Below are 13,122 nucleotides of genomic sequence, written 5' to 3'. Positions count from 1 at the left end.
GAAGGGGCTGGCCATGCGCCCGAGATGCGAACGATATGTTGCACAGTTCAAGTAAGGGAAGCAACGCACGCGACGCGCGAGAAAATGGCGATTGCGCAGGTTGCACAGAAGTACGGCATCCCCCCGGTGATGATCGACCACGGGAAAGTGCAGCTTGCGGAACATTCAGCTAAGAACTCTCGTCGCAGCCGACACGACTATGCCGCCTGAGCGCCAGAAAATAGGAAAGTCCTGGATCCGGGTTCTGCTCGCCGGTGCATTGCAGGCGCTATGCTTTGCGCCCGGCCCGCTGCCAGCCTGGGTGCTGCCGTTCGCCCAAATTGGTGCGCTCTCCGTCTTGGCCGCCCATACCTGGAGCGCCCCGAGTCCCTGGCGGGCGGCTTTGCAGGGCTGGATCTTCGGTGTGGCACAGTTCGCTATCGGTGTCTACTGGCTGGTTATTAGCATGCACACCTATGGAGGCTTGGCGTTGCCGCTTGCCATCGTGGCGCTGCTGGTCTTTGCGGCCACTATGGCGCTTTATGGAGCTGCCGCCTGCGCCTTGAGTGCCTGGCTCTGCAGCGCCTGGCGCACAACTCGGCAGCATGCCTCGCGCCAGATACTAAACGCGCTGATCTGGGCATCCTCCTGGACCTTGTTTGAGTGGCTGCGCGGTACGCTATTTACGGGTTTTACGTGGCTTAACATCGGCTATGCCCACGCCGAGGGCGTGTTCTCCGCCTGGGCGCCCGTCGTGGGCGTCTACGGGCTTGCCTGGCTTGCTGCGTTCTCGGCCGCTGCGGTGGCTTCGATGGCACGTGCCAAGGACTCGCCACCGTACAATCGTAGCGCTGCTGCAGTTGTCGTCCTTGCGCTTGGCTTTGGCCTGCTAGGCGTTCTGGGCACGCAGATCGACTGGGTGCGTCCGAAAGGTTCTCCGCTGCTAGTGCGCCTGGTTCAGCCTGCCACTCCCCAGTCAGAAAAATTTGATCCACAGCTATTTGGACAAATACTAGCTCGCGGACTGAACCTCGCAGCCCTGCCTTCTGAGGGTGAGAGCAGCCACCCGAGCCTGATCGTTCTGCCTGAAACCGTGATGCCTATCTTCCAGGACCAGGTATCGGCCGCCGTCTGGCGGGAATGGCAAAATGTGGCGCAGCGCGAACAAGCCACAATCGTTATGGGGGTTCCACTACACACACGGACCATCACGGGCGAGCGCTACACAAACAGCGCCATCGCATTGCGACCAGATGACCTGAAGCTGCCAGGTTCGCCGGGGGAGTGGCATTACGACAAACGCCATCTGGTGCCGTTCGGAGAATTCATTCCGCCGGGCCTTCAGTGGTTTGTCCACGCGCTGCGGATTCCGTTGGGGGACTTCAACCGCGGACCACTCATCCAGGCACCACTCCTGTTAGCGGGGCAGGTGATTTCGGTCAACATCTGCTACGAAGACACTTTCGGTGAAGAGATTGCCGCCCGCGTTGCACCTGCTGTCAATGGAGCCCCGGGGGCCAGCATATTGCTGAACCTCAGCAACCTTGCGTGGTTCGGCAACACTTGGGCACTGCGCCAGCACCTTCAGATGGCACGTATGCGGGCGCTGGAAACCGCCCGCCCGGTCATCCGCGCCACTAACACGGGCATCACGGCTGCCATCGGCCTCCATGGGGAGATTCAAGCTGCGCTGGAACCTGGCAGCCGAGGCGTCCTGGACGTCGAAGTTCAGGGTACCCAGGGCCTCACGCCCTACGTGCGCTGGCGTAACACTCCTGTCCTCACTTGGATCGCACTGTGCCTAGCAGCCGGGCTCCTGCGCCGCAAGCGGACTCGCCTCTCAAGTTCGCGCTAACGGGCGCCGCTGCTGCGGGTACCTCTGGCGGCAAAAGGCGCTCTGAGGTGGAAAGCGGTGAGTAGACGTCTTGGAAGCTTATTGCAGCGGCGGTTTGCTCCCAGTTGCTGGCGGGGCATTTCCTCGCAGCGGAATCAACGCAGGGTCGTGTCGCGACAGCGGCCTTGCTCGGCCCGTACGGTTGTGTGTGCAATGTGAAGGCACTCACGCAAACACGTGCGCGACATCGATCACTGCCACCAACCGCCGGGTATTGTGAGAGAGCTGAAGGGCGGTCCGCTCAATTAGCCGTGAACAGGCGCTGTGCATCCATGTAGTTGAAATCGGTCGCCAGGGAATCGAACCTGCCAGTTTCGAGCACCGCGCGGGCGGCATGATCAACCTGTCCCAAGGCAAGTGCCGCAAACCAGGTTGCCGTGCTGACACGTGCGACACCGAGTTTGGCGAGTTCAGCCAGCGGTGCTGTGCCCGCTCCCGCCATCACATTGACTGGCGCATCGATGGCCTGGACAAAGGCTTTGATCGTCTTCGGGTCGCTCAGTCCAATGGGGTAGACACAATCCGCACCAGCGGCCAGGTAAGCACGTGCCCGCGTGATGGCGTCGGTGAGCGGTGCGGCGGGATCTTTTTCTGCATGCATCCAGTTGTCGACTCGCGCGTTGATCACTAGTGGCACGCCAGACGATGTCGCCGCGTCGCGTGCGGCACGAATACGTGCGGCAGCGTCTTGCACCTTGCGTAGCGGGCCGTGCCCGGGTGTACCGTCTTCAAGGTTGATTCCGGCAGCCCCTGCTTCAATGACGGCGCGGGTCGATGTTGCTACGTCGGCGGGTGTAATGCCGTACCCACTCTCGAAATCCACGGTCACCGGGAGATCAACTGCGCGGATGATGCGCCGCACTACCGCCAGGATCTCATCGAGCGGCGCCTGCTCACCGTCGGCGTAACCGAGTGCCCAGGCTACACCACCGCTGGTCGTTGCGATTGCGCGAAAATCACGTGTGGCGAATAAGCGTGCGCTGCCGGCATCCCAGGCGTTCGGCAGCAGCAGGATGTTGCGGCGGTCGTGCATTTGGCGCAGTGCTTCGGCACGCTTTGCTTGTGTGGTGTGGTTCATGGTTTCGTTCTCCGTTGATTTACCGAAATATCTGAGTTCCCACCTTTTTGGCGCCGAGTCCACCCGGGCCACAGGGTACGTGCCAGGGTGATGGTCACCCGACCATTACCGAACATTGCGGTGGCAATGCCTCGGTGGGTGCGTAGCAGCCCGATGCCTGCCGCAATATGAATGCACAGGCAAGCAAGCAGCAGCCATACAGCGATAATGTGGATACGGATGGCATAAACCAGCAGCACTCTTCCGAATGGCGGCATCAGGTAGAGATACGCCCCGCTGATACCAGCCAACACCGTTGTGGCGATGATGGCGATGAAAATCATGCGTTGTGCGGGATCGAACCGGCCGTCATGGAACGGAACCGGATGATGACTTGGGCGTAAATAAAAGCACAGAAATGCGAGCAGTCGGCGAAGCTCGTCGCGCCGGAAATACATCACGTCGCGCAATAGGCGGCTAATCCGGCCTGATAACAGCAGCAACACCCATGCAATGACGAAAGCTAACCCCAACCATTGGTGTATCGCGTTGACCCGCAGATGGCCGCCGAGCAGCATCCCCAAGCGTTCCGTCAAAAGATCATCCAAAGCGAGCCCGGTAGTGATGAGCACGGCGACCGCCAGTGCGTTGATCACATGCAGCACGCGTTCGCCGAGGCTGTGTCTTGCCAGAGTTGTGCGGGTCACGATATCGGCCTCAGCGCACTGTGAAATGAACATACTTCGGCGGCAGCAACGAAGCATGGATGGGACCAGCAAGATCGACCCCGATGACGTGCTTGCCTGGCGCAAGCGGAATACTCAACACGCGACTCTCGTACACGGCCTGTGCCGGGCCGCCATCGACCGATATGTGCAAATGATCACGGCCGGTAAAAGGCCAGCCAAGCTCTGTATCCTTCAGCGTTACCGCCAGTTGTACCGGGCTGCTGACCGTGACACCGTCTTCGGGCGAAGCGATAGTAAATGCCACTGATGGCGTCTTTGCGAAGAATGCGCCACGCAACATCAAACCCAACGCTATCACGGCAAGCCCCGTAATCGTCCAGCTTATCCACCGGTAGCATCTGGACCAGATTCCGTCAGCTGTTTTCACTGCTTGCATGTTGCCATTCCTCTATGAATCATCGAATCACGTCGTTGGTGGATGCGGTGGTGTTGATAGCCTGAACTGCTTTCAAAGCACGTGGTTACGACTTCGCCCTGCGCAGCCTGAGTGCGTTGGCAATGACGGAGACAGCGCTCAGGCTCATGGCGGCTGCGTCGAACCTGGAGCAGGTGTAACCGGTGGCAGTCGTCTTCGTGGGTGCGCTGCGCTCTGTGTGTGAATGCGCGCCGCTCTGGTCGTGTGCACCATGCGCGCGGCTTGCCGAGTGGGCATCGCGGTTAGGTCTGGCGCGGTCATTGCCGATCTCCTTGCGTTGCCCCCAGTTTCAAGCTCGACCTTATGGCGAGGTCAAGCTTGAAACTGCGAGGAGCCCGCGATTGAAAGCCGCTGGCGAATGGCGCTGCGTTCATTTATCGAATGTGGTCAGAGCACCGTGTTTTGTATCAGCCACAAGAACGGCTAGCATCTTGGCGGGTTCGGTCTTGCTGGCGTTCTCGCTCACGACATGATGCGCCCCTGGGTTCTCATACCAGGTCTGGCCCGCTTTATAGACATGCACCGGTTCGCCTTCGACCTGGCTGCGGATCGAACCCGATATCACGTAGGCCATGATGAATGCCGATTTTGCATGCCAGTGGGCCGGCGATTTTTCGCCAGGCTTATAGTTCACCTCGACTGCAATCAGGGATTTGCCAGGGATATTCGTAATCGCGTGATTGAAGACCTCAGCCACGCCATTGGCTGCGACGTCTGCAGCGACGGCAGATAATGGCGTGGTGCCCAACGCGATCGCGAGACCAAGTGATGCGACGGCTACGTATTTTTTTGGGTTCATGATGGCTCCACTGATTTGTGCGAATTGCACGGTAACTTCGTTTGTTTGTGTATGTTGCTCTTCGGCTTTCCCGAGAACACGATAAGCCCTGACCCTAATAGGCGGATTGCGCCGGCACTTCTGTACCCGCGTGAGGTAACCGGCTCAAAAGGTGGCAAAAACTTTGGGTGCTGATCCTGCGCCCAGCGTGTAAACGTTCAGCGGCCCGGCGGCGGTGCCCGCCATACCGGGGGCTCCCACAGGCATCCCCGGTATGGAGAGGCCTTTGACGGGAAGATGCTCGGCCAGCATCTGCTTGATGTACTTGGCAGGCACGAGGCCTTCCACCACGTACCCCTCCACCAGCGCGGTGTGACAACCCGCCAGGTTGGTCGGTATGTGGTACTTCTCCTTGATTGAAGCAAGGGCTGGCGTATTGATGGTTTCCACCGTAAAGCCGTTGGCTTCAAGATGCTGGGCCCATCGGTCACAGCAGCCGCAATTGGGGCTTTTGTACATTTTGACCGGAATGCCGGCAGCCATTGCCGAGAGTGGAAAGCCCAGGGCGAGTGCGAGAACCAGTGTTTTGAGGTGACGCATGGAATACTCCTGTAGAGGGGATTGCGATAAAAGATTTAAATCTGACTACCTGTGGCGACAATCATCGCAGGCGCAAGGCAGATGCCTTGCGTGTTGCAGGCCTGGACGCGCACCAGCATATGGTCGCCTGGCGTACTGTCCAGGTTTTTCACAGGGATGACCGTACCGTCTTCGTAGACCAGGATGTCCGTGCCATCGATCGTGATGCCGCTGCTCTTTCCGGGCGGGTAGATTGCCTGCGCCGCACGTTGCGAGCCGTTATGTTCGATCATGACCGTCGAGGCGATCAGGTTCTCAAGCGAGGCGGGGTTGGCGTTGACGTGCCAGTCCTTGCCGATATGCAGGGTGACGATGCCATCTTGACCCTTGAGGGCGACGGAGGCGGTGACGTGTGCCGACGAGTCCATGATGCCGCTGCTGGCTGCCGTTGCGTTGTCTGTGGCCGGTTCGGTATGGGTTGCCGAGAACTGACGCCAGCCGAAAAGTATCGCTGTTCCTGCAAGGACGACGACTGCGCCCAGGTTTGCCACGCTGCGTCTGTTGCTGCTTTTCATTCAAGATCCTCCTGAGGTCCTACTGCTTTCAATGCCTTCACCAGACTTGCGCCCGTGAACAAGCCGGAAAAATCCCGCACTTTGCGCCCCTCGCGGTCAAGAACAGCGAGAAACGGCAAGCCCACGCCGCCATAGGAAGCGAGCAGGTGCTCGAGCGCCAGATCGGGGTGTGTCAGGTCTGCCTGAAACGCAACAACACCCGAGCGGGCAACGGCCTGAACCACGGTGCTGTCCTCGTAAGTGGTTTTCTCGAGCACCTTGCAATTGATGCACCACTGCGCCGTGAATTCCACGATGGCGGGGCGCCCGAGCGTAGGCAGTGCGGAAACATCGGCCGCCCGTAGCGGTTGCCAGGCGATCATGTGGCCGGGGGACTTCTCGGGGCCTGCCCCGGCGTAGGCGGAAGCCAGGGCGATGACGCTCACGAAGAGCGCCACTGCACGTGAGCCACGATCTACCGCACGCCAGAATCGGTAGGCCGCCCAGGCGAGCACCCCTGCGAACAAGGCGGCCCAGAGAGGCGCCACCCACGAGGCCGGGATCGCGCTTTGGAGATAAAAAAGTGCTGCAGCGAGCAGCAGCCAGCCAAAGCTCTGACGAATGACTTCCGTCCAGGCTCCCGCACGCGGCAGGTGCTTCAAAAGGCCGGGGCGAAGGAGCAGCACGACATAGGGGAGTGCAAGCCCGAGGCCGATCGACACGAAGAGGGCGACGATATTGGCCGTTGGCTGAGCAAGCGCAAATACCAGGACGCCGCCCAAGAGGGGACCCGTGCAGGGCGTCGAAAGTAGCGCTGAAATGAGGCCGGAGAAAAAAGGTTCAAGGAATTTTCCCCCGCGTAAAGTGGCGACGGCGTTTGGGACAGGTAGGCCGCGTCCGAGAAAGTTCATCGCAGCAAACGCCGTCAACACAGTACCGAGAACGATCAGCAGGGCGCGCGATTGAAACAGCACTCCCCATTGCCACTGCAACAGGGCGGTGGCGATGCCCAGTGCAGCGAAGAACAGCACCGACCCTGCTGTGAAGAGCGCGGCAGATGCGATGCGGACCTTCAGGTGGTCGCCCGTGGCGTTCAGCACCGCGCGGACTTTCAGCGGGACGGCGGGTAGCACGCAGGGCGTCAGATTCAAGAGGAGCCCTGCGCCTATGGCGAGCAGAATCTGGGTGAAAAGCCAGGAAGACATTTCAGAGCCTCATGCTGGCGTTTGCGCTGGCTGGACCTCGTAATCACGCATGAGGCCCATCGCCGCGTGCTCCAGCATGTGGCACTGGTAGGCATAGCTTCCGGTGAAGTCTGCAAAACGCATGAGAAGCCTCACGCGCTCGTTGGGCATCAGGAGCACGGTGTCTTCCCAACCGTCGTCGACACAGCCCTCGACCACGCCCGCACCCTGCGGGCTATTGTGCCGCTCCAGCACCTGGAACTGCAGGCCGTGCAGGTGAATGGCGTGCGCCATCATCATGTTGTTGACGAACTCCCAGACCTCGGTCGTGCCGAGTTTCACGATTTCGTCGGGCGCGACCTCGTTCATCTGGAAGCTGCGGCCATTGAAGCCCCACCGCATGTGGCCCATGGTAACCCGGAAGATCCGGGGGCGATCACGATTCACCGCGTCTTCGGCCCGTAGCCGCGTGAGTGTGGCAAGGCGCTGCGGCAGCTCGAGTACTTCGTCTGCCTTTTGTGTCACGGCCACTTTGAGGATCGCAAAGCGCGCGCCGTCGGCCAGGGATGAGCCGCTCATCATGTGGCTCATCATGTTCCCCATCATGCCGCCCCCCATCATCTCCTCGCCCATCGTGCTTTCCATCATGCCCGCCATGCCATCGAAGGCGAGGCTCATGAGCGTAAGCTGCGTGCCCACCGCGTCTTTGCTGAAGTCTGCCCACAACTCGATGCGCTGGCCGGGGGTGAGCATTACGTAGTCTTTCTGTACGGGGCGTTCAAGCAGGCCGCCACCGGTGGCGATCACCGTAAGCGGTCGGCCGTCTTCCCAGCCCAGCTTGTAGGTGCGGGCGTTCGACGCGTTGAGCACGCGCAGGCGGTAGGCGTGCGTGGCGACTTTGAGCGTGGCATCGGGCTTGCCATTCACCAGGATGGTGTCGCCAAAGAACCCCATCATGCGGGTCATCATGCCGCTCATGCCGCCCGACATCATGCCACCCATCATGCCTGAGCCGCCCATCGTGCTGCTCCCCATTCCGGGCGCCTGGGGTGGGGAGCCGTGCGCGGGCGCAGCTTCAGGGCCCGTGCCAGGCAGGTAGTGCAGGTGGTTGTTGTCTCCAAAAGTCCGGTCTTGGATGACGAGCGGCAAGTCGTATTCGTCGCGGGGCAACGCCAGAGCCTGTTCTTCATCGTCCGTCACGAGCAGGAGCCCGGCAAGCCCGAAGTACACCTGCTCGGGTGTGTGGCCGGCGGCCATCGCGTGATACCAGTAGGTACCTGCGCGGTCGAGTACCTCGAATTCGTAGCGGTAGTGCTCGCCTGGCTTCACCTCGTAGCGCGGCAACCCCATCATATCGGCTGGGACATGCAGCCCGTGCCAGTTGACGATGCTGGGTTGATTGGTGTGGTTCACGAAGTCGACGCGTAGTTTCTGGCCGCGTCGCACGCGCAGGGTGGGCCCGAGGTACCCGCCGGGAGATGCATGCACGCTTGCCGGGTCGCCTTTTACCACTTGCGCCTCGTAGGTCCACACGGGCGTCGCGGGCCCCGAGCGCAGTGCAACGCTTTGAGGGCTGGCCGTCAACTCCAGCGCGACGTCGGGTTCAAAGGCATCGCCTCCTGCTTTCGTGACAGGAGTTGCTTCAACCTGCGGCAGGCCGGCGAGAAGCGCTGCAGCGCTCGTGCCGGCGTAGCCCAGGAAGGTGCGGCGGGTGATGAAGTGATGTGTTGTCATGATGACCTCTATATCAATGCCTATTGCTACCAGACGGTGCGAGGAAGCCGGGCGTAGCAGCCGTCCGCACCCGCCTATTTCTTGAACAGATATTTGACGAGTACCGCGATCAGAAGGACGAGGAGGACGAGCACCAGTAGCCCGCCGATACCCATCAACCCCATCATGCCGCCGCACGTCACGCTGCTGCCCATCATTGATTCGCTCCGGGTTCAGCCAGGGCAGTTGGAGCTTTCATGGGCGCATGGTCCTGTTCCAAAACTCGCGCCGGTGAGAATTCTATTTGCGGTGCCTGGAGGGCAGTTTGGTCAGGACTGGCGGGCTCAGCCGTCCGATCTGGTTGAGTGCCAGAGCACGATGCGCCGTTCGAGTCCGTGTGCTTCATCATCTTCATGCAGAGGCCCATCATGAGTGCGCAGGGCAGCACCGCGAGAAGTGTGGAGAGCGCTCCAAGGGTTGCCAGCCGGTCCCAGCCAGCCGTCAGGCCCACTGCGACAAATGCGCCGGATGCGGCACCCAGCCAAAACTTGTGGCGAGCGGCCCAGTTGCCGAAGGCAACCCGTTGGGGTGTGTCGAAGATAGTTGTCGAAGATGTTTTCATCATGTGTTCCTCTTGTGATCTGGAGATCCGGGAGCGCCAGCCGAAACGGGCCCTCGGGGTCTGTTGTCTGATTGCAGCCCGCTGCGGCCCGCGCATGGACGGGCGCAGCCGATTAGGCTGGCACGCGCGCAGCAGGAGACGGACTACGGGTGACCGCTTACCGATTAGGTGTTGCGGCGGATTGTCAGATCAGAAAACGACAGTCGCGGATAGACAGCGGCGGCGAAATGGCCCTGAACAGGCCGGGGGGAGGCTGAACGGATGGCGTTGCAGCGAAGGCGCCAGAAGGGGCACCAAGAAGGCCAATGCTCCACAAGCCTGCGGCGTGCGGGAAGGCCTTGAGTTTGTGAACGAGAGGGACGTTGCTGCTGGCACTCACCTGCACTGCGCACAGACTTGGCAGTGCCGCATCAATCTGTGTGCAGTCTGCGTACGCCGTCTGCATGTTGGGCATTGACCCAGCGTCACCCGTGAACGTCGGCGGACATCCGTACGCTGCTGAAGCCAGCTGCACGAACAGCAGGCTCAGCATTGCCGCGAGGGCAATAAGAAGGCGCTTCGTATGACTTGTTCTCGTGAGCATGTGGGTGACCCTTTGAGGCTGGGTTATTGCAAGAAAATCACCTTGACCCCAACCTCGTCACTTTAAACCTTTTCACAATGGGAAGGTCAACAAGGGCCTGCGAGTCCTGCGTTCTTTCCAGTGGCTGTGATTCTTCCGCCAGCGCGTCGATAATCGGACACTCGGCTCCGCCACCTCCCGCATCGCACTGCTGCACCAGATCGTCCAGCACTCGCCGCATAGCGGCGAGGTCCGCCATCTTCTGCTCGATCGACGTGAGCTTGTGAGCGGCGAGTGCGCGCGTGTCGTGGCAAACGCGGGCTGCGTCCAGCGCAAGCAGTGTGCCAATCTCCGATAGCGTGAACCCCAGCGCCTGTGCGCGCTTGATGAAACGCACCCGCTTGACCTGCTCGGCCGGGTAGCGTCGCTGGCCACCGGGTGGTTTCGGAGGCTCATCCAGCAGGCCACGCCGCTGGTAGTAGCGGATCGTCTCCACGTTCACCTCAGCCGCCTTTGCCAGCTTGCCGATTGTCAGTGCTGCCGCCATCCGTTTCTCCCTCGCTTGACTTCGTACCTCGGTACGGGATTTAGAGTAGCACCTGAGCAGATAGGTGCAAGGAAATGGCATGGCACGATTCACTGGCAGAGGTTCTCTGATGGCAGGTACTTTGGCGGCCGTTGGCGCGTCGGTGTGCTGCGTGGGCCCGCTCATACTGCTTGCACTTGGCGCAGGGGGAGCCTGGGTGGGAAACCTTACGGCGATGGAGCCGTACCGGCCCGTCTTCATTGGCCTCACGCTGCTGTTTCTCGCGCTTGCGTTTTGCAGACTCTATCTGCTGCCGGCGGTTTGCTCACCGGGCGCCTCCTGCTGCAGTCCGAACGTGCGCTTGCGGCAGCGGCGAGTGTTCTGGCTTGTCACCGCGTTGCTGCTTGGCCTGTTGGCCGTTCCGTGGTTCGCTCCACTGTTCTACTGAAAGGAGATTCCTATGCGCAAGTTGCTGCTGGTCGCGCTCTTGGCTCTGTCTGCGACGACACTCGCCGCTACCCCCGAAACGGTAACACTTGATGTGCAGCGCATGACCTGCGAGACCTGCCCGATCACGGTCAAGGCGGCGTTGAAAAAGGTGCCGGGGGTGAGTGTTGTCAAAGTCGACTATGCGAAGAAAACCGCTACCGTCACCTACGACCCGGACAAGGCGCAACTCGCGGCGCTGACTACTGCCACGACCAACGTGGGCTACCCGTCCACAGTGCAGAAGAAGTGATCTCACCATGAATAACGTGATCCTCGAATCCGTCCTTGCCTGTCCGCGTTGCGGCCACCGTCAGAAGGAAACTATGCCTACCGATGCGTGCCTCTTCTTCTACCGGTGCAGTCAATGCGAGGCGTTGCTGCGGCCCAAGCCGGGCGACTGCTGTGTGTTCTGTTCTTGGGGGGATGTGCCTTGTCCGCCCATACAGGCGAGTCGCAATAGTTGTAGTTGCGCGCAAACGTAAGGCAGCTTTACTCTCATCGTCAGCCGTCGTCGGTTTTCTCGCTCGTGTCTTGCTTGGCCTTCCTACGGAGATGCCAGGTGAGCGGCGGGACACATATCACAGCGCATTAAGTCGGACCGTCCTTCGTCCGGTAGCAGCGCTCGCCGCGCGGCCGGCATCCGCAGTCCATTCCCACGGGCGCGGGCAGCCATTGCCCTGATCTCGCCGCCCAAAACGCCGACTGTATCACTGTGCTCCTTTCTGCAAGGGGTGCGCGTTGTCGGGTACTCACCCGGTCCCTTCGTTTCTCTTCGTTTCTCTTCGTTCTCCTTCGGGCTGCGGCTTGCGTGCCCGCCCCTTTCCGGTCGTCCCTTCGTAATCCAGCGCGGCAAGGCGACGAACTCACGGCAACGGTGGCACTCCGGGCCAGAGGTAGGTCTGCGGACACCGCAAAACCTACGAAAGGCTCGGAATCTTCGGCCCCGGTAGCCGGTTAACCCCGAAAGGAGAAAGCACTCATGAACACGAACAGCACCGCCGCGCTGAGCTATGACAACATGAACGACGCACACCCTTTGTATGTGCGCAGCCCCAGCGGACGCTACAAGCCTGCCACGGATAGCCAGATTCTGGCGGCAGGCCGCGAAGCCGCCGTTAGCCTGATTTCCATGGACAATGCACTGGGTAACCCCCAGCGGGTAAGGTCATTTTTTCAGTCCAAACTGGCCGGGCTTGGCCACGAATGCGCCGCTTTCCTATACCTGGATGCACAGCTGCGGCCTATCCGCTACATCGAACAGGCCATGGGGACGCTGAGCCAGGCGAACATCTACCCGCGCGAGATCGTCAAAACGGCACTCCGCCTGAATGCGGCTGCGCTTTTCATGGCACATAACCATCCATCAGGGATCGCGGAACCCAGCGCTGCCGACGTGCATCTGACACGGCAACTGAAACAGGCGCTGGCTCTGATCGATGTCCGGATACTGGACCATATCGTGGTGAGTGCAACAGAGACCACATCGCTGGCCGAACGCGGGCAAGTGTAGGAGGAACCAGGGCAGGGCGGGGGATCCGCCCCGCCCGACTGCAGGCGGGGATGTGAGCATGATCGGCTGATCATGAAGCAGGAGCCGGGAGAAGTCGGTTTTGCCAGATACGGATGAAGCAACAAGGCCGACCGGGTCAGGGTGCCCCAGTCGGCCTTGTCGTCTGGTGCCGCTGGCAAAGGTCACTGCTGGAATACGGGCCATGGCCCAGTCAGAGCCCCAGGGTGCGGGGCTAGGGGCGCTCGCCGCGCGGCTGCCGTGCAGGGTCATCGCCTGGATCGGGCCGCTATTTCGTCTTGCGTGACTCCCGCCGCCTAAACCACCGACGTGTACCACTTTCGCTTCTCTCTGCAAGGGGTGCGCTTTGCCAGGTGCTCACCCGGTCCCTGCACCTGCGGCTTCGGGCTGCGGCTTGCGTGCCTGCCCCTTTCCGTTCGGCGCTGCGTGGTCCAGATCGGCACGGCGACGGAACTCACGGAAGACGGCGGCAAGACCGGGAAACCAGCGTAGA

Annotated in this window: 15 protein-coding genes; 5 read left to right on the top strand and 10 right to left on the bottom strand. The window is 60.9% G+C overall.

What is annotated here, in order from left to right; genetic code table 11:
* The first annotated feature begins 199 nt into the window (after positions 1–199).
* Positions 200–1,834, top strand: coding sequence for an apolipoprotein N-acyltransferase (gene lnt / locus VF285_RS12565; protein WP_346952978.1), 1,635 nt, complete (start codon positions 200–202; stop codon positions 1,832–1,834).
* A gap of 280 nt (positions 1,835–2,114) precedes the next feature.
* Here lnt and VF285_RS12560 read toward each other — a convergent pair whose 3' ends face one another.
* From VF285_RS12560 to merR, 10 genes are all read right to left on the bottom strand, one after another.
* Positions 2,115–2,951 (bottom strand): isocitrate lyase/phosphoenolpyruvate mutase family protein, encoded by an 837-nt coding sequence (locus tag VF285_RS12560; protein ID WP_346952977.1) that lies wholly within the window; start codon positions 2,949–2,951, stop codon positions 2,115–2,117.
* Positions 2,948–3,670: a cytochrome b/b6 domain-containing protein gene (locus VF285_RS12555; RefSeq protein WP_346952976.1), complete on the bottom strand. Its 723-nt coding sequence runs from the start codon at positions 3,668–3,670 to the stop codon at positions 2,948–2,950. The genes VF285_RS12560 and VF285_RS12555 overlap by 4 nt, the downstream gene beginning before the upstream one ends.
* Positions 3,648–4,055, bottom strand: a complete 408-nt coding sequence (locus VF285_RS12550) for a hypothetical protein (protein ID WP_346952975.1) — start codon at positions 4,053–4,055, stop codon at positions 3,648–3,650. Before VF285_RS12550 ends, VF285_RS12555 begins: the two co-directional genes overlap by 23 nt.
* Positions 4,056–4,464: 409 nt before the next feature.
* The gene (locus VF285_RS12545) at positions 4,465–4,893 is read right to left on the bottom strand and encodes a cupin domain-containing protein (protein ID WP_346952974.1); all 429 of its coding nucleotides are present in this window, start codon (positions 4,891–4,893) and stop codon (positions 4,465–4,467) included.
* A gap of 144 nt (positions 4,894–5,037) precedes the next feature.
* Positions 5,038–5,472 (bottom strand): DUF411 domain-containing protein, encoded by a 435-nt coding sequence (locus VF285_RS12540; protein ID WP_346952973.1) that lies wholly within the window; start codon positions 5,470–5,472, stop codon positions 5,038–5,040.
* Between the two features lie 35 nt (positions 5,473–5,507).
* Entirely contained in the window at positions 5,508–6,026 is a 519-nt protein-coding gene (locus tag VF285_RS12535; RefSeq protein ID WP_346952972.1) for a disulfide bond formation protein DsbD, read from the bottom strand.
* Positions 6,023–7,210 (bottom strand): protein-disulfide reductase DsbD family protein, encoded by a 1,188-nt coding sequence (locus VF285_RS12530; RefSeq protein WP_346952971.1) that lies wholly within the window; start codon positions 7,208–7,210, stop codon positions 6,023–6,025. The genes VF285_RS12535 and VF285_RS12530 overlap by 4 nt, the downstream gene beginning before the upstream one ends.
* A gap of 9 nt (positions 7,211–7,219) precedes the next feature.
* Positions 7,220–8,923, bottom strand: a complete 1,704-nt coding sequence (locus VF285_RS12525; protein ID WP_346952970.1) for a multicopper oxidase family protein — start codon at positions 8,921–8,923, stop codon at positions 7,220–7,222.
* Positions 8,924–8,997: 74 nt separating this feature from the next.
* The gene (locus tag VF285_RS12520; RefSeq protein WP_346952969.1) at positions 8,998–9,120 is read right to left on the bottom strand and encodes an archaellin/type IV pilin N-terminal domain-containing protein; all 123 of its coding nucleotides are present in this window, start codon (positions 9,118–9,120) and stop codon (positions 8,998–9,000) included.
* 1,024 nt (positions 9,121–10,144) lie between these two features.
* Positions 10,145–10,633 carry an Hg(II)-responsive transcriptional regulator gene (gene merR / locus VF285_RS12515; protein ID WP_346952968.1) on the bottom strand — a complete coding sequence of 163 codons (489 nt, stop codon included), beginning with the start codon at positions 10,631–10,633 and terminating at the stop codon, positions 10,145–10,147.
* Between the two features lie 79 nt (positions 10,634–10,712).
* Between merR and VF285_RS12510 the strand changes: the two genes are divergently transcribed.
* The 4 genes from VF285_RS12510 to VF285_RS12495 all read left to right on the top strand — a co-directional run bounded on the left by VF285_RS12510 (position 10,713) and on the right by VF285_RS12495 (position 12,611).
* On the top strand, positions 10,713–11,060 hold the full coding sequence (locus VF285_RS12510; RefSeq protein WP_346952967.1) for a mercuric transporter MerT family protein: 348 nt from the start codon (positions 10,713–10,715) through the stop codon (positions 11,058–11,060).
* 12 nt (positions 11,061–11,072) lie between these two features.
* Entirely contained in the window at positions 11,073–11,351 is a 279-nt protein-coding gene (gene merP / locus VF285_RS12505) for a mercury resistance system periplasmic binding protein MerP (protein WP_346952966.1), read from the top strand.
* A gap of 7 nt (positions 11,352–11,358) precedes the next feature.
* Entirely contained in the window at positions 11,359–11,583 is a 225-nt protein-coding gene (locus tag VF285_RS12500; RefSeq protein WP_346952965.1) for a GDCCVxC domain-containing (seleno)protein, read from the top strand.
* A gap of 497 nt (positions 11,584–12,080) precedes the next feature.
* The gene (locus VF285_RS12495; RefSeq protein ID WP_346952964.1) at positions 12,081–12,611 is read left to right on the top strand and encodes a JAB domain-containing protein; all 531 of its coding nucleotides are present in this window, start codon (positions 12,081–12,083) and stop codon (positions 12,609–12,611) included.
* The last annotated feature ends 511 nt before the right edge of the window (positions 12,612–13,122 follow it).

Source organism: Castellaniella sp., assembly GCF_036379515.1.
Classification (GTDB): domain Bacteria; phylum Pseudomonadota; class Gammaproteobacteria; order Burkholderiales; family Burkholderiaceae_B; genus Castellaniella.
This window is presented reverse-complemented; position numbering and strand designations above follow the sequence as displayed.